At 70.2% G+C, this 15,843-nt stretch carries 13 protein-coding genes and 1 pseudogene; 4 read left to right on the top strand and 10 right to left on the bottom strand.

Annotated features, from left to right (window positions below; genetic code table 11):
• Positions 1–63: 63 nt before the first annotated feature.
• Positions 64–2,175 (bottom strand): type IV secretory system conjugative DNA transfer family protein, encoded by a 2,112-nt coding sequence (locus QMK30_RS04620; protein WP_283515830.1) that lies wholly within the window; start codon positions 2,173–2,175, stop codon positions 64–66.
• A gap of 271 nt (positions 2,176–2,446) precedes the next feature.
• Between QMK30_RS04620 and gabT the strand changes: the two genes are divergently transcribed.
• On the top strand, positions 2,447–3,778 hold the full coding sequence (gene gabT / locus QMK30_RS04615) for a 4-aminobutyrate--2-oxoglutarate transaminase (RefSeq protein ID WP_283515829.1): 1,332 nt from the start codon (positions 2,447–2,449) through the stop codon (positions 3,776–3,778).
• Between the two features lie 383 nt (positions 3,779–4,161).
• Complete coding sequence (locus QMK30_RS04610; RefSeq protein ID WP_349362041.1) at positions 4,162–4,719, top strand: phosphatase PAP2 family protein; 558 nt, start codon at positions 4,162–4,164, stop codon at positions 4,717–4,719.
• Here the strand turns inward: QMK30_RS04610 and QMK30_RS04605 are convergent.
• The 8 genes from QMK30_RS04605 to QMK30_RS04570 form a co-directional block, all read right to left on the bottom strand.
• A complete protein-coding gene (locus QMK30_RS04605; RefSeq protein ID WP_283515826.1) occupies positions 4,646–5,104 on the bottom strand; it encodes a hypothetical protein in 459 nt (152 codons plus the stop codon). The genes QMK30_RS04610 and QMK30_RS04605 overlap by 74 nt on opposite strands.
• A 169-nt stretch (positions 5,105–5,273) precedes the next feature.
• Complete coding sequence (locus tag QMK30_RS04600) at positions 5,274–6,707, bottom strand: NAD(P)/FAD-dependent oxidoreductase (RefSeq protein ID WP_283515825.1); 1,434 nt, start codon at positions 6,705–6,707, stop codon at positions 5,274–5,276.
• Positions 6,708–6,729: 22 nt separating this feature from the next.
• Positions 6,730–7,470: an ABC transporter permease gene (locus tag QMK30_RS04595; RefSeq protein WP_283515888.1), complete on the bottom strand. Its 741-nt coding sequence runs from the start codon at positions 7,468–7,470 to the stop codon at positions 6,730–6,732.
• 56 nt (positions 7,471–7,526) lie between these two features.
• The gene (locus QMK30_RS04590; protein ID WP_283515824.1) at positions 7,527–8,456 is read right to left on the bottom strand and encodes an ABC transporter permease; all 930 of its coding nucleotides are present in this window, start codon (positions 8,454–8,456) and stop codon (positions 7,527–7,529) included.
• Positions 8,453–9,607 (bottom strand): ABC transporter ATP-binding protein, encoded by a 1,155-nt coding sequence (locus QMK30_RS04585; protein WP_283515823.1) that lies wholly within the window; start codon positions 9,605–9,607, stop codon positions 8,453–8,455. The genes QMK30_RS04590 and QMK30_RS04585 overlap by 4 nt, the downstream gene beginning before the upstream one ends.
• 236 nt (positions 9,608–9,843) lie before the next feature.
• Entirely contained in the window at positions 9,844–11,091 is a 1,248-nt protein-coding gene (locus tag QMK30_RS04580; protein WP_283515822.1) for a polyamine ABC transporter substrate-binding protein, read from the bottom strand.
• 69 nt (positions 11,092–11,160) lie between these two features.
• Entirely contained in the window at positions 11,161–12,675 is a 1,515-nt protein-coding gene (locus tag QMK30_RS04575) for a gamma-aminobutyraldehyde dehydrogenase (protein WP_283515821.1), read from the bottom strand.
• 304 nt (positions 12,676–12,979) lie between these two features.
• The gene (locus QMK30_RS04570; protein WP_283515820.1) at positions 12,980–13,711 is read right to left on the bottom strand and encodes a DUF4190 domain-containing protein; all 732 of its coding nucleotides are present in this window, start codon (positions 13,709–13,711) and stop codon (positions 12,980–12,982) included.
• A 127-nt stretch (positions 13,712–13,838) separates the two neighbouring features.
• Between QMK30_RS04570 and QMK30_RS04565 the strand changes: the two genes are divergently transcribed.
• Both QMK30_RS04565 and QMK30_RS04560 read left to right on the top strand, forming a co-directional pair.
• Entirely contained in the window at positions 13,839–14,870 is a 1,032-nt protein-coding gene (locus tag QMK30_RS04565) for an adenosine deaminase (protein WP_283515819.1), read from the top strand.
• Positions 14,871–14,917: 47 nt separating this feature from the next.
• Positions 14,918–15,019: pseudogene (locus QMK30_RS04560) on the top strand (glycerophosphodiester phosphodiesterase family protein); the annotation flags it as partial.
• A gap of 156 nt (positions 15,020–15,175) precedes the next feature.
• Here QMK30_RS04560 and QMK30_RS04555 read toward each other — a convergent pair.
• Positions 15,176–15,829 (bottom strand): NADPH-dependent F420 reductase, encoded by a 654-nt coding sequence (locus tag QMK30_RS04555; protein WP_502963058.1) that lies wholly within the window; start codon positions 15,827–15,829, stop codon positions 15,176–15,178.
• Positions 15,830–15,843: the final 14 nt, after the last annotated feature.

Below are 15,843 nucleotides of genomic sequence, written 5' to 3'. Positions count from 1 at the left end.
AACGACTACTACCGATTCTGCCAGGACGTCCGGGTCCCCGGCGCCGAGCCACCGGCGCCGCCGTCAGCTCCGCAGGTCCACGAGCAGTGGCGGAGCGTGCTCGCCGCGCACCGTGGTGAGTGAGAGGACGGCGTGCCCGGCGGGCACGGAGTGGGCGAGGTCGGACGCGGACCAGCGTTCCCGCTCCACCTTGCGCACGGTCACCGCGTCCGTGGTCACGGCCTTGCCGGTGACGATCCGCCGGAAGATGTGGAAGGCGCGGGTGAGCGGCTGGTCGGCGAAGACCGTGCGGCTCGTGACGTCGCGCGTCTCGACCCACTCGGTGCCCCACGACTCGGCGAACCGTTTGCCGTCCCAGGTGGTCACCCCGGAGAAGGCCATGCGGCAGCCGATCGCGCCGAGCAGCGCGGAGTGCAGCTTCTCCGGTACGTCGTCGAGAGTGCGCAGGGTGAGCACCGCACCGGCGTTCACGGACCGCAGCCGCTGGATGCCGCGCACCGTCTCGGTGGTGACGGTGCGGGTGGCGTCGTCGAGGACGAGGCAGGCGAAGAGGGACCGGTCGGCGCGGTGCGCGGCGCTCGCCGTGAACTGGGTGAGGACGATGCGGGCGAGCATCCGGGAGGCCTCGGCGTGGCCGCGTTCGGGCAGGTCGATGCGGACGCGCAGCGGGTGTTCCAGGGAGCGCAGCGAGAAGGGCCGGGCCCGGCCGCTGGTGTCGAAGAAGGACGCGAAGGCGGGCCGGTCGAGGAGGGCGACGCGGTCGGCGAGGGCGAGGCCGGGGTCGCCGGGGGTGCCCGACTGCCGGGCGCGGGCGTCGAGTTCACGCTGGAGGGCGTAGTGCGCGCCGCCGTCGAGTGCCTCGCGCAGGGCGGCGAGCGCGGTCGGAACGCCGTCGAGGAGTTCCCGCAGTTCGGGTACGGAGGGGAAGCGCCCGTGGGCCGCGCGGTACGGGCCCAGGAGCTGGGCCAGGACGGTGGCGGCGCGGCGGCCGTCGACGTCGGGCAGGTCCCCGACGAAGCCCTCGGCGAGTACGGCGGCGGCCTCGTCGGGGTCGGTGGTCCCGCCGTACAGGTCGAGGTCGTAGACGGACGCGGCGTCGCCGAGCTTGACGACGACGTCGTACGCCTCGTCGGGTCCGAGCTGCGCTCCGGCCGCCCCTACGGCGATGACGGCGGCCTGCCCGGCGAGCGCCTGGAGGGCCAGCGATTCAACGACGGGCCTTACGAGGTGGCGGGTCTTGCCCGAGCCCGGCGGGCCGACGGCGACCAGTGAGGTGCCGAGCAGGGACGGGTCGAGGGCGAGCCCGGTGCCGCGCCGGGAGTACGGATTACGTTCGCCGGGGTGGACGGTGCCGAGCCTGACCTGGCGGGCGCGCAGGTCGTGCGCGGCGGCGCGCATGGGCAGGTCGCGCGCCCCCGAGGGGTGGACGCACGCGGCGGCGCCCTTGCGCAGCACGGTTTCGGTGAAGGACGTCAGCCGGGACGGGTCGGCCTGGACGGACTGCCAGGCGCGGCGGATGCGGGTGTAGTCGACGTCGTTCATCCGCCCGGAGCGGATCTCCCCCGCGAGCCGCCCGGCGGCCTCGGCCTGTCCCGCGCCGGCGAGCTCGGGCCACTCGGCGGGATCGGCGGCCGACCCGGCCTCGGTGCGGGGATCGGAGGGCGGCCCGGCGGCGGGCGCCTTGGTCAGCAGATAGCGGCGGACGACCTCGGCCCAGCGCCCGAGCCGCCCGAAGGCGACGGCGAGGAGCAGGGCGAACAGCCCGTAATAGAAGTACGACACCCAGACGTAGGCCATGTTGCCGCCGTCCTCGCGCCAGGATCCGGGGGTGAACCAGAAGAGGGGCCACAGCCAGAAGGAGATGTAGCCGTTCCAGCAGAGCGACCAGATCAGCAGAGCGGTGAGGAGGGAGATCAGCGCGCCGCTGACGAGCTGGCGCCCGGGGACGACCTCCGGCTCCTCGGCGGGCCGCGGCACATGCCCGTAGGACCAGACCCCCGGTTCCCCAGTGGGCCGGGGGGTGCGCAGCCACTCGCCGAGGGAAGGGCCGGCGTCCGGCGCGTGGGCGGGGGCGGGCGGGACCGCGGGCGGCGTCGAGGGCGGTGGACCGGCCGGGCGCGGCACGGGTGCGGAGTCCCGGGTGCCGCGTGCGTCGGGTGTGCCCTCGGTGTCCATGTGCTGCCCCTCGTCCCCTGACCAGCTCACTACGTCTCTGCCCGTGTCGCCGCGCGCAGAGCCTCAATCTAGGCGATGCGCGGCCGCTCTCCGTGGCGTCCGGGGGTCCGGCACGCACATCCGCCGCGCCGGATGTCGACACGGCGGTCGCTATGTCCGTCACGGACAACGACGCGCTTCCACTTCTCCCGAACGGAACATGCCCCGGCCGCTCCCCCGCCCCTAGCCTGCAAAAGTAAGGAAGCGTCCGGAATACCCCCAGGAGCCCCGCATGAGCGCAATCCCGCAGGAGCGCCGCATCGTCACCGCCATCCCCGGCCCCAAGTCCCAGGAGCTGCAGGCCCGCCGTCTCGGCGCGGTCGCCGGCGGCGTGGGCTCCGTGCTGCCCGTCTTCGCCGCGCGCGCGAACGGCGGGATCATCGAGGACGTCGACGGCAACCGTCTGATCGACTTCGGTTCCGGCATCGCCGTGACGTCGGTCGGCTCGTCCGCCGAGGCCGTCGTGCGCCGCGCGTCCGCGCAGCTCGCCGAGTTCACCCACACCTGTTTCATGGTGACGCCGTACGAGGGCTATGTGGAGGTCTGCGAGCAGCTCGCCGAGCTGACCCCGGGCGACCACGCCAAGAAGTCGGCGCTGTTCAACTCCGGTGCCGAGGCCGTCGAGAACGCCGTCAAGATCGCCCGTGCGTACACCAAGCGCCAGGCCGTCGTGGTGTTCGACCACGGGTACCACGGACGCACCAACCTGACGATGGCGCTGACCGCCAAGAACATGCCGTACAAGAACGGCTTCGGTCCGTTCGCCCCGGAGATCTACCGCGTCCCGGTCGCGTACGGCTACCGCTGGCCGACGGGTGCGGAGAACGCCGGCGCCGAGGCGTCCGCCCAGGCCATCGACATGATCGTCAAGCAGATCGGCGCGGAGAACGTCGCGGCGATCATCATCGAGCCGGTGCTCGGCGAGGGCGGTTTCATCGAGCCGGCCAAGGGCTTCCTGCCCGCGATCTCGAAGTTCGCCACGGACAACGGGATCGTGTTCGTCGCGGACGAGATCCAGTCCGGCTTCTGCCGCACCGGCCAGTGGTTCGCGTGCGAGGACGAGAACGTCGTCCCCGACCTGATCACCACCGCCAAGGGCATCGCGGGCGGCCTGCCGCTCGCCGCAGTCACCGGCCGCGCCGAGATGATGGACGCGCCGCACAGCGGCGGCCTGGGCGGCACGTACGGCGGAAACCCGGTGGCCTGCGCCGCCGCACTGGGTGCCATCGAGACGATGAGGGAGCTCGACCTCAACGCGAAGGCCAAGCGCATCGAGGAGGTCATGAAGGCCCGTCTCGCGGCGATCCAGGAGAAGTACGACATCGTCGGCGACATCCGTGGCCGCGGCGCCATGATCGCGATCGAGCTGGTGAAGTCCGGCACGAAGGACCCCAACCCGGAGGCCACCGGCACCCTCGCCAAGGCGTGCCACGCGGAGGGCCTGCTGGTCCTCACCTGTGGCACCTACGGCAATGTGCTGCGCTTCCTGCCGCCGCTGGTGATCGGCGAGGACCTGCTGAACGAGGGCATGGACATCATCGAGGCGGCTTTCGCCCGAGTGTGAGCTGTGAAGAAGCTGTGGGGGGCCAATGGCGGGATGGAGTTGCGCCTGTCGGTCCCCCATTCGCTGCCGTACGGTTTCTGTAGATGAGAGAAACACCCCGCTCGCAGGGGACTGCGGACGGACCCAGGTCGGAGCGTCCCCAGCCCCGCCCTGGTCGTGCCTTCGCGCACGCCACTGGAGCCTCTGGCTCCGGAACTCCTCACCGATCGGATGGCCGTCCGCCCCACACCCCCCGGGGCGCGCGGCAGCCCGGTCCTGGCGGCTGCCTCGGAACTACCCCCCCTGTTCCGGGGCAGCCGGCTTTCCTCTTCCCGGCGCCCCGCGCCTTCCTCACCCTCTTCGGGCTCTTCGGCCTGCTCTTCGCGCTGATCACCTGGCAGGTAGTGACCGAGGGGCCCTCGCTGCGCGCGGACGAGCGTTTGAGCCGGGCCGTCGAGGGCCGCGGCCCCACCTCCCTCACCGAATTCCTCGCCGATCTCGGCAATATGTCCGTCGCGCTGCCCGCCTTGGCCGCGGCGGTCGCGTACGCCCTGTGGCGCGGCAGCCGCGCCCGTGCGCTCGGCGCCGTCCTCGCCATGGCGGCCGTGCCGGCCCTGGTGGTCCCGCTCAAGTCCTGGATCGCCCGCCCCGGCCCGCTCACCGCGGAGACCGGCTACTACCCGTCGGGCCACGCCGCCACGTCGATGGTGGCCTACTGCGGCGCGGCCTTGCTGCTCTGTGCGTATGTACGGGCGCGCCTCGTGCTGCCGGCCGCCCTCGTCCTCACGGCGGCGACCGGCGCCGGCCTGGTGCTGCGCGGCTACCACTGGCCGCTCGACGTACTCGGCAGCTGGTGCCTGTGCGCCCTGCTGCTCCTGCTCCTTGTGCTCAGCCATCGCCCTGCCGCGCGATACTCGCCGCCGCCTCGTGCATCGCGAGCTCCAGCAGCGCCGGATCGGTGAGGGTCCCGGAGCCGTCCGGCAGAACCAGCCAGCGGACGCCGCCCGACGCCCGGCCCGGATAGGGCACGACGATCCTGGTGCCGTGACCCGCGCCCCGTACGCCGGTACCGATCCAGCGCGCGGTCGTGCCCGGCGGCACGAAGAAGCCCATGCGGGAGTCGCCGAAATCGGCGAGGACGGGGCCCGGCCGGTCGACGAGACGCGCGAGGATGTCGAGCGTGGGATAGCCGAGTTCCCCCGGCAGGATCAGGACGTCCCAGCGCCTGCCGGCGGGAAGGAGAGCGACCCCCAGGGGGTTTCGCTCCCATTCCCACCGGCAGGCGTCGGGATCCGGTGCCACCGATGCGAGCCACTCCACCGCGGCCTTAGCACCCGAGCCAGTCATCGCTCGGCCTCCATTCCTGCCTGTGCACGGGTAGTACGTTCACAGGAGAGAGAGGGGCGGGGCAGGATCATTACGCGGGTTCGGGCACCTCATGGTGGTGAACCGCGTCACACCGGAACAGGCAATCCTGCGCCCCCGGCGTACCCGGCGCGAGCGGACACCCCGGGGCTCAGCTGTCGAAGCCGAGGCCGATCCGGTCCATCGTCTTCAGCCACAGGTTGCGGTGTCCACCGTTGTCGTCGGAGCGGGCCAGCGACCACTTGGTGAGGCCGATCCCCGCCCAGGCCAGCGGCTCGGGCGGGAAGGGCATCGGCTTGCTGCGCACCATGTCCAGCTCGGTGCGCTCGGTGCGCTCCCCCGCCAGCAGGTCGAGCATCACGTCCGCGCCGAAGCGGGTGGCCCCCACTCCGAGGCCGGTGTATCCGGCGGCGTACGCGACCTTGCCCGCGTGGGCCGTGCCGAAGAAGGCCGAGAAGCGCGAACAGGTGTCGATCGCGCCGCCCCAGGCATGGCTGAAGCGCACGCCCTCCAACTGCGGGAAACAGCGGAAGAAATGGCCGGCGAGCTTGAGGTAGGTCTCCGGACGGTGGTCCATTTCGGCGCTCAGTTTGCCGCCGAAGGGATAGATGGCGTCGTAGCCGCCCCAGAGGATCCGGTTGTCGGCGCTGAGCCGGAAGTAGTGGAACTGGTTGGCGCTGTCACCGAGTCCTTGCCTGCCCTGCCAGCCGATCGAGGCGAGCTGCTCGTCGGTGAGCGGCTCGGTCATCAGCGCGTAGTCGTACACCGGGACGGTGTAGGGGCGGACGCGCTTGACCAGCGACGGGAAGATGTTGGTGCCGAGTGCGACGCGGTGGGCGAAGACCCGGCCGTACGGGGTGCGCACGGCCGTGCCCGCGCCGGCGGAGGACAGCTCCAGGCCCCGGGTGTGCTCGTAGACCCGCACGCCGAGCCCGAGGCAGGCCTTCTTGAGGCCCCAGGCGAGAGCGGCCGGGTTGAGCATCGCGACGCCGCGCCGGTCCCACAGCCCGCCGAGGAAGGTCGGCGAGTCGACCTGGGCGCGCACGGCGTCCCGGTCGAGGAGTTCGAGCCCTTCGAAGCCCAGGCGCCGCGCCTCCTCGTACGCCTCGTGCAGCTCTTCGACCTGGTGCGGTTCGGTCGCGACGTCGATCTCGCCGGTGCGCTCGAAGTCGCAGTCGATGCCGTACGTCTTGACCGCCGCCCCGATGGCGTCGAGGTTGCGCTCGCCGAGCTCCTCCAGCTTCGCCAGCTCCTGCGGCCAGCGGGCGAGCCCGTTGCCGAAGCCATGGGTGAGCGAGGCGGCGCAGAAGCCACCGTTGCGGCCCGAGGCGGCCCAGCCCACCTCGTGCCCCTCGATGAGTACGACGTCGCGCGAGGGGTCGCGCTCCTTGGCGATGAGCGCGGTCCACAGTCCGCTGTAACCGCCGCCGATGACAAGGAGGTCGCATCGCTCGTCACCGGTGAGGGCCGGTTGTGGCGCGGGCTTCTTCGGATCGTCCAGCCAGAAGGAGACCGGCTGTACGTCGGCAAGAGACTGTGCGTCGGAAAGGGATTGTGCGGCAGTACGCATGGCAACGGGAGCCATGGTTTCCAACTCCTTCAGGGACTTACCGGGGTGATGCGCTTTTCTTTCGCCGACCGGCCACGATCTGGCCGCCGAGAACCATCAGTACCGCAATGACGAACATAGCCGTACCGATGACATTGATTTGTACGGGCGTGCCGCGCTGGGCGGATCCCCAGACGAACATGGGGAACGTCACGGTCGAGCCCGCATTAAAATTGGTGATGATGAAATCGTCGAAGGACAAAGCGAAGGCGAGCAGCGCTCCGGCGGCGATTCCGGGTGCGGCGATCGGCAGGGTGACCCGCAGGAAGGTCTGCACGGGACCGGCGTAGAGATCACGCGCGGCCTCTTCGAGGCGGGGGTCCATGGACATCACGCGTGCCTTGACCGCCGTCACCACGAAGCTCAGGCAGAACATGATGTGCGCGATGAGGACGGTCCAGAAGCCCAGCTGGGCGCCCATGTTGAGGAAGAGCGTCAGCAGCGAGGCGGCCATCACGACCTCGGGCATGGCCATCGGCAGGAAGATCAGCGAGTTGATCGCGCCGCGCGCCCGGAAGCGGTAGCGGACCAGCGCGAAGGCGATCATCGTGCCGAGGACGGTCGCGCCGACCGTCGCCCAGACGGCGATCTGGAGCGAGAGGGAGAGGGAGCCGCACAGGTCGGCGACGCCGCACGGGTCCTTCCAGGCTTCCAGGGAGAATTTCTGCCACGCGTAATTGAAGCGCCCGTTCGGCTTGTTGAACGAGAACACCATCACGACGACGTTGGGCAGGAGCATGTAGGCGAGCGTCAGCAGGCCCGCGATGACAATGAGGTTGCGTCGGATCCACTTCACTAGACCAGATCCTCCGTACCGGATTTACGGATGTATACGGTGACCATGACCAGCACGATCGCCATGAGAATGAAGGACAGTGCGGCTGCCGTCGGATAGTCGAGGACCCGTAGGAATTGCGACTGGATGACGCTGCCGACCATTTTCGTGTCGGTCGACCCGAGCAGTTCCGCGTTGACGTAGTCGCCGCTCGCCGGAATGAACGTCAGCAGCGTGCCCGAGACGACGCCGGGCATGGACAGCGGGAAGGTCACCTTGCGGAAGGTGGTGGCCGGGGTGGCGTACAGGTCGCCCGCCGCCTCGTGCAGGCGGCCGTCGATGCGCTCCAGCGAGGTGTAGAGCGGCAGGATCATGAAGGGCAGGAAGTTGTACGTCAGACCGCAGACCACGGCCATCGGCGTGGCCAGCACCCGGCTGCCCTCGGTCCAGCCGAGCCAGCTCGTGACGTCCAGGACGTGCAGGGTGTTCAGCACGTCCACCACCGGGCCGCCGTCCGCGAGGATCGTCTTCCAGGCGAGCGTGCGGATGAGGAAGCTGGTGAAGAACGGCGCGATGACCAGGACCAGGACGAGGTTGCGCCAGCGGCCCGCCTTGAAGGCGATCATGTACGCGAGCGGATAACCGAGGAGCAGGCACAGCAGAGTGGCGGTGCCGGCGTACAGCAGCGACCGTACGAACTGCGGGTAGTAGTCCGTCAGCGCGTCCCAGTACGTCTGGAAGTGCCAGGTGACCTCGAAGCCCTTCTCCAGGGACCCGGTCTGCACGGACGTCGAGGCCTGATAGACCATCGGCAGCGCGAAGAAGACCAGCAGCCACAGGATGCCGGGCAGCAGCAGCCAGTACGGGACGAGCCGCTTGCGGGCGGGGATCTTCCGCAGCGGGAGGTCCTGCGGCGCGGGCGCCTCGGGGGGCGCGTCGGTGAGGGTCACGCGCCCTCCTCCACCGTCTCCACGCCGGCGTCGATGTCCTGGTCCGCGTCCAGCCCGAAGGTGTGCGCCGGATTCCAGTGCATGACCACTTCGGCGCCGGGGGCGAGGCGGGCGTCGCGCTCGATGTTCTGCGCGTACACCTCGAACTCCGCGCAGGCCGGGCTGTCGACGACGTACTGGGTGGAGACGCCGATGAAGCTGGAGGCGACGATCCGGCCGGTGATCCGGTTGCGCCCTTCGGGGACAGCCCCCGCGTCGTCGGCGTGCGCGAGGGAAACCTTCTCCGGGCGTACGCCGACGAGCAGCTTTCCGCCGCTGCGGGTGCCCGCCGAACATCGCTCGTCGGGCAGCCGCAGCTTGGAGCCGCCGCAGGTGACCACTACGGTGTCGCCCGCGGTCTCGACGACCTCGGCCTCGATGAGGTTGGACGTGCCGAGGAAGTTGGCGACGAACGTCGTCCTCGGGTTCTCGTAGAGGTCGGCGGGTGCGCCGAGCTGCTCGACGCGACCGCCGTTCATCACCGCGACCTGGTCGGCCATGGTCATGGCCTCCTCCTGGTCGTGGGTGACATGGACGAAGGTGATGCCGACCTCTGTCTGGATGCGCTTGAGCTCCAGCTGCATCTGGCGGCGCAGCTTGAGGTCGAGGGCGCCGAGCGGCTCGTCGAGGAGCAGCACCTGAGGGTGGTTGATGAGCGCGCGGGCCACGGCGACGCGCTGCTGCTGGCCGCCGGAGAGCTGATGCGGCTTGCGCTTGGCGAACGGGCCGAGTTCGACGAGGCCGAGCATGTCGTCGACCTGCTTCTTCACGGACTTGATGCCGCGCCGGCGCAGCCCGAAGGCGATGTTCTCGCTGACGTCGAGGTGCGGGAAGAGCGCGTAGCTCTGGAAGACGGTGTTGACCGGGCGCTTGTACGGCTGGAGGTCGGTGACGTCCTTGTCGCCGAGGAAAACGGTGCCGGTCGTCGGTTCCTCAAGGCCCGCGATCATCCGCAGGGTGGTCGTCTTGCCGCAGCCCGAGGCGCCGAGCAGGGCGAAGAAGGAGCCCTGCGGGACGGTCAGTTCGAGGGGATGCACGGCCGTGAAGGAGCCGTAGGTCTTGCTGATCCCGGAGAGGCGGACGTCGCCGCCTTCTGCTGTCTTCTGCGTCATGGGGTGTGGTCCCAGGGTCGTGAGAGGGGGGCGGGCGGGCGCGGGGGTGCGTTCGGGGCGGGCTGGATCAGGGAGCGGGGCTTGGTGCTGCGTCGCAAGGCTGAGGAGGGAGTCGGATGGGGCCTCCCCTGCTCGGGCGAAGCCGAGAGCTTGGGTAAGGAGCGTCGTCGACCGCGACAACGCGGCGAGGCGCGGTGCCAAGCCCCGCGAGCCCAGCCTGACCCGAACCACACCTCCTAGGCGCCGATGAGCTTGGCGAACTTCTCTTCGTACGCCGTCTCTTCCTCGCTGGTGAGCGAGCGGAAGGCGTGGGACTTCGCGGCCATCGCCTTGTCGGGGAGGATCAACGTGTTGGCGGCCATCGACTCGTCGATCTTCGCCAGCTCCTCGCGCACGCCGTCGACCGGGCACACGTAGTTGATGTACGCGGCGAGCTGGGCGGCGACGGGCGGCTCGTAGTAGTAGTCGATGAGCTTTTCCGCGTTGGCCTTGTGCCGTGCCTTGGCCGGGACCAGCAGGTTGTCGCTGGAGGTGATGTATCCGGCCTCGGGGATCACGTACTTGATGTCCGGGTTGCCGGCCTGCAGCTGGATGATGTCGCCGGCCCAGGCGAGGCAGGCTGCGAGGTCGCCCTTGTCGAGGTCCGAGGTGTAGTCGTTGCCGGTGAAGCGGCGGATCTGCTTCTTGTCGACGGCCTTCTGCATCCGGGCGATCGCCGCGTCGTAGTCGTCGTCGGTGAAATTCCCCGGGTCCTTGCCCAGGTCGAGGAGTGCCATCCCGACGGAGTCACGCATCTCGGAGAGGAATCCGACCCGGCCCTTGAGCGCCGGATCGTCGAGCAGTTGCCCGACGGATTCGATCTTGCGCCCGTTCGTCGCCTTGGAGTTGTAGGCGACGACCGTCGAGATGCCGGTCCAAGGGTACGAGTACGAGCGGCCCGGGTCCCAGTCCGGCGAGCGGAACTGGGCGGAGAGGTTGGCGTAGGCGTGCGGCAGGTGCGCCGGGTCGAGCTTCTGCGCCCAGCCGAGCCGGATGAACCGGGCGGCCAGCCAGTCGGTGACGCAGATGAGGTCGCGCCCGGTGTCCTGACCGGCCGCGAGCTGCGGTTTGATCTTGCCGAAGAACTCGACGTTGTCGTTGATGTCCTCGGTGTACTTGACCTTGATGCCGGTGCGCTTGGTGAAGGCCTCCAGCGTGGGGCGGCTCTTGCTGTCCTCGCTGACGTCCATGTACTCGGTCCAGTTGGAGAAGGTGATCCGCTTCTCCTTGGCCGAGTCGTCGTCCGACACCGCTGCTTCGCCCTCGCGTTTCGCGGGCGGGATGCCACAGGCGCCCAGCACGCCCAGACCGCCGACCACGAGTGCGCCGGCACTGGAGGCGCGCAGCAGGGAGCGGCGGGTGAGGGCGCCCCGGCCGCTGGTCGTGCTGCGTCGCACGGCGGCCACTTGGGCCGGGGAGAGGAGGTCGGGCTCGTACTGCTCCATGCGCGAATGCCCTTTCGGGTTGTTCGGCCGCTGGTCAGGCGCCGCACGGCGGTAGCCGCATATTAGTATTTATCGGTCCCCGAAGACGGTGCGGTGCCAGTCCTTCTCGGCCACCGCGGTGTTGTCGAACATCACGTGCTTCACCTGTGTGTACTCCTCGAAGGAGTACGCCGACATGTCCTTGCCGAAGCCGCTGGCCTTGTAGCCGCCGTGCGGCATCTCGCTGAGGATCGGGATGTGGTCGTTGACCCACACGCAGCCCGCTTTGATCTCGCGGGTGGCGCGGTTCGCGCGGAACAGGTCGTGGGTCCAGGCGGACGCCGCGAGGCCGTACGGGGTGTCGTTGGCCAGCGCGATGCCCTCGTCGTCGGTGTCGAAGGGCAGCACGACCAGGACCGGGCCGAAGATCTCCTCCTGGACGATCTCGCTGTCCTGGGCGGCGTCGGCGATCAGCGTCGGCCGGTAGTACGCGCCCTTGGCCAGGTCGCCTCCCGGCGCTTCGCCACCGGTGACCACGCGTGCGTACGCGCGTGCCCGCTCGACCATGCCCGCGACCCGGTCGCGCTGGGCGTGGCTGATCAGCGGGCCGAGGTCGGTCGACGGGTCGAAGGGGTCGCCGAGCCTGACGGTCTCCATCAGCTCGGCGACGCCGCTGACGAAGGCGTCGTAGAGCGGGCGCTGGACGTACGCGCGGGTGGCGGCCGTGCAGTCCTGACCGGTGTTGATGAGTGAGCCGGCGACCGCGCCGTGGACCGCCGCCCGCAGGTCGGCGTCGTCGAAGACCACGAAGGGGGCCTTGCCGCCGAGTTCGAGGTGGAGGCGCTTGACGGTGGAGGTGGCGATCTCCGCGACGCGCTTGCCGACCGTGGTGGAGCCGGTGAAGGAGGTCATCACCACGTCGGGGTGGCCGACGAGGTGCTCGCCCGCGTCCTTGCCCGCGCCGGAGACGATGTTGATGACGCCGTCCGGGATGCCCGCAACCTTCGCGGCCTGCGCGAACATCAGCGAGGTCAGCGGGGTGATCTCGGCGGGCTTGAGGACGATCGTGTTGCCCGCGGCGATGGCGGGCAGGATCTTCCAGGCCGCCATCTGGAGCGGATAGTTCCAGGGTGCGATGGAGCCGACGACCCCGATCGGCTCCCGGCGTACGTACGAGGTGTGGTCCCCGGAGTACTCGCCGGCCGACTTGCCCTCCAGGTGGCGGGCGGCGCCCGCGAAGAAGGCCGTGTTGTCGACGCTGCCCGGCACGTCGAACTCGGTGGACAGCTTGATCGGCTTGCCGCACTGGAGCGATTCGACGTACGCGAAGTCCTCCGCCTGCTCGTCCAGCACCAGCGCGAACCGGTGCATCGCCTCGGACCGGGTGGCCGGAGTGGCCCCCGCCCAGCCGGGGAACGCGGCGAGCGCGGCGGCCACCGCGGCGTCGACGTCGGCCGCCCCCGCCAGCTCGTACTGATAGATCTCTTCGCCGGTCGCGGGGTTCGCGACGGCGTGCGTACGGCCCGAGGTGCCGGCCCGCAGCTGACCGGCGATGTACTGCGCGCCGGCCGCGAATCGGTCCTGCACCTGGATGCGGTTGCCCATGACGCTCTCCTCCGCCGCCCTCCCCGCCCAGCGGGTGTCGGCGTAGCTCCAGCTCGATTTGAGTGCCGATCCTGACAGAGCAGTCCACCGTCAACAAGTGATTCCGTTGTTGCCTTTTGGTTACGCGACGGAATCGGTCGACCATGTGTCGCGTCGCCAGGCAAATACCGTACGGAGTGTCCGTGGCGGATGGGGGACCGGCGTGTCATGGGGCGTGCAGACGGCTCCAGCCCGCCACCGGGAGGGAAACACCAGGTGACGGGCTGGATCAAGGAGCGGACGGGCCGCGCGGCCGTGAAACGGACTAGCGCCTCGCGTCCACGACCTGGGAGGGGGAGTAAGGGGCGGAGGAGGAGTAGCCGTCGTCGTTGTTGCTGTCCTCGACCGCCATGGTGATGCCCCAGACGACGAAGGCCACCACAACCGCGCCGATGGCGATTCCGATGCCGCCCAGGATGATCCCGGCGAGCGCCATGCCGCTGTTGGTCGCCTCGCCGCGCTCGACCCGCTTGCGGCCGAGGATGCCGAAGATCAGGGCGAGGACGCCGAGGATGATGCTCAGCACGCCGTATACGCAGAAGAGGCACACGGCGAGGATGCCGAGCACCATCGCGGTGGTGCCCATGCCGTTCTGCGGCTGTGCCTGCATTCCGGTCCAGCCGCTCTGCGGCGCCGAAGGGTAGCCGGGGTAGCCGTAGGACGGCGCGGCCGACTGGCCGTAGGGCGGCGGCGTGCTCGGGCCTGCGGACGGGTACGACGGGTAGCCGTACTGGCCGTTCGGGGCGGCGGGCGGCGGGGGCACGGCCCCCGGGTCGTACGGGCCGCCCGGCGCCGCGGTCGGTCCTGTGTCACCACCCGATATCGGCATCGACGTGACCGTCTGCTGGTCGTGGACCTGCGGCGGACCGTACGTCGGAGGCGTCGTGGGCTGCGGCTTGTCCAGCGGCACCTTGTGCTCCGGCGGCGCCCACGGATCCCTGGGCTGCTCGGGCGGCGGGCCCGAGGGCTGTTGTGCGTTGTCTGCGTTGTCTGACATCTGCGTCCCCCATCGTGGTCCTGTCATGCTAAGGCCTGCGTTCCCGGCCGGACTGCCCCGCCTACGATGATCCCCGACCCCGCATCGCCGCGCCGGGGCCCACGCCACCCGCACCCCGGAGGACCCGATGACCGACCTGCACCCCTTCATCGCGGGGCTGCCCAAGGCCGAATTGCACGTGCACCACGTCGGATCCGCCTCCCCCCGCATCGTCGCCGAACTGGCCGCCCGCCACCCGGACTCGAAGGTCCCCACCGACCCCGAGGCGCTCGCGGACTACTTCACGTTCACCGACTTCGCGCACTTCGTCGACGTCTATCTCTCCGTCGTGGATCTGATCCGCACCCCGGAGGACGTCCGGCTGCTGACGTTCGAGATCGCCCGTGACATGGCACGGCAGAACATCCGGTACGCCGAGCTGACCCTCACACCCTTCAGCTCGACCCGACGCGGCATCAACGAGGTTGCCTTCATGGAGGCGATCGAGGACGCCCGCAAGGCCGCGGAGGCCGAGCTGGGCACCGTCCTGCGCTGGTGCTTCGACATCCCCGGCGAGGCCGGTCTTGAAGCGGCGGCGGAGACCGCCAGGCTGGCCGTGGACCTGCGCCCCGACGGCCTGGTGTCGTTCGGCCTCGGCGGTCCGGAGATCGGCGTACCGCGTCCGCAGTTCAAGCCGTACTTCGACCGGGCGATCGCAGCCGGTCTGCATTCCGTCCCGCACGCCGGTGAGACGACAGGGCCCGAGACCGTCTGGGACGCGCTGACCGATCTGCGCGCCGAGCGCATCGGCCACGGCACCAGCTCGGTCCAGGACGCCCGCCTGCTGGCCCATCTCGCCGAGCACCGCATCGCGCTGGAGGTGTGCCCCACCTCCAACATCGCGACGCGCGCCGTCGCCACGATGGACGAGCACCCGCTGCGGCAGATGGTCGAGGCCGGGGTGCTGGTCACCATCAACAGCGACGACCCGCCGATGTTCGGCACCGATCTGAACAGCGAGTACGGGGTGGCGGCCCATCTGCTGGACCTCGACGAGCGCGGCGTCGCGGACCTCGCCAAGAACGCCGTCCAGGCCTCCTTCCTCGACGAGGCGGGCAAAGCGCGGATCGCGGGCGAGATCGACACGTACACGACGGACTGGCTCGCTCGCCGTTCCTGACGACGAATGATCACCGCCAATTGATCACAGATGATGACAATGGCCCCATGCTCACTGTCACCGCCGTAGGGCACCGCGGAGACCCGTACCGCTTCCGCGAGAACACCCTCGCCTCGCTCCGCTCGGCGGTGGAGCGGGGCGCGGACGCGCGAGGGGCAGGCCGCGCGAGGGACCGGCCGCGCGATGGGCCGGCCGCGCGATGGGCCGGCCGCGCGATGGGCCGCCGCATGACGGGCCGCCCTGGGTGGGCTTCCCCTCGCCCGGGCCGTCAATCGGAAGGCCGCCCCGGGCCGGGCCACCGCCCGTCAGCCCGCCCCGAACGCGCTCTCCAGCGGCGGCACGATCGCCTGCGCGTCCACGCCGCCGAACCACAGCCCGATCACGAACACCGCGGTCCCCTCAAGGAGCCCGGCCTTCGCCAGGCCGCCCCCGTCGACCGGCGTACAGCCCAGGTCATCGACCAGTCGGCGTACAACGGCAAGCGCGTCCTCCTCGTCGCCGCACAGCGGTACGGCGAGCGGTCGGCCGCCGAACACGGGTGACGGCATCCGCCAGACCTCCGCGGCGCACAGATTGAACGCCTTGACGACTCCGGCCCCCGTGCCGTTCGCGATGTACTCGGCCGTCGACGCCCCACCGAGGGGCGCTGGCGTCAGGGTGCCCGGCGCCAGCGGATTGGTGCAGTCGATCAGTGGCTTTCCGCGCAGCGCCCCTTCGGCCGCGCCCGCCGCCGCCAGTGCTTCGGGCACACTCGCCGTCGGCAGTGCCAGCAGCACCACGCCACCGAAGTCGGCCGCGTCTCTCAGGCTCCCGGATTTCGCCCCCGCGCCGATCCGCTCCGCGAGCGCTCCGGCCTTCGCGGCGTCCCGCGCGCCCACCATCACGTCGTGGCCGGCACCTGCCCAACGGGTGCCCAGGGCATCCGCCATGCTGCCCGCTCCCAGAATTCCGATCCGCATCGCGGCACTCCTCT

This window comes from Streptomyces sp. H27-C3 (genome assembly GCF_030063415.1).
In the GTDB taxonomy this organism is placed as follows: Bacteria; Actinomycetota; Actinomycetes; order Streptomycetales; family Streptomycetaceae; genus Streptomyces.
Note: the sequence above shows the minus strand (reverse complement) of the source record. Positions and strands in the feature narration are given on the sequence as shown.

Coding starts and splice junctions, on each gene's coding strand:
- QMK30_RS04620 (WP_283515830.1), bottom strand. CDS start 2,175: ATGGACACCGAGGGCACACCCGACGCACGCGGCACCCGGGACTCCGCA.
- gabT (WP_283515829.1), top strand. CDS start 2,447: ATGAGCGCAATCCCGCAGGAGCGCCGCATCGTCACCGCCATCCCCGGC.
- QMK30_RS04605 (WP_283515826.1), bottom strand. CDS start 5,104: ATGACTGGCTCGGGTGCTAAGGCCGCGGTGGAGTGGCTCGCATCGGTG.
- QMK30_RS04600 (WP_283515825.1), bottom strand. CDS start 6,707: ATGGCTCCCGTTGCCATGCGTACTGCCGCACAATCCCTTTCCGACGCA.
- QMK30_RS04595 (WP_283515888.1), bottom strand. CDS start 7,470: ATGCTCCTGCCCAACGTCGTCGTGATGGTGTTCTCGTTCAACAAGCCG.
- QMK30_RS04585 (WP_283515823.1), bottom strand. CDS start 9,607: ATGACGCAGAAGACAGCAGAAGGCGGCGACGTCCGCCTCTCCGGGATC.
- QMK30_RS04580 (WP_283515822.1), bottom strand. CDS start 11,091: ATGGAGCAGTACGAGCCCGACCTCCTCTCCCCGGCCCAAGTGGCCGCC.
- QMK30_RS04575 (WP_283515821.1), bottom strand. CDS start 12,675: ATGGGCAACCGCATCCAGGTGCAGGACCGATTCGCGGCCGGCGCGCAG.
- QMK30_RS04570 (WP_283515820.1), bottom strand. CDS start 13,711: ATGTCAGACAACGCAGACAACGCACAACAGCCCTCGGGCCCGCCGCCC.
- QMK30_RS04565 (WP_283515819.1), top strand. CDS start 13,839: ATGACCGACCTGCACCCCTTCATCGCGGGGCTGCCCAAGGCCGAATTG.
- QMK30_RS04555 (WP_502963058.1), bottom strand. CDS start 15,829: ATGCGGATCGGAATTCTGGGAGCGGGCAGCATGGCGGATGCCCTGGGC.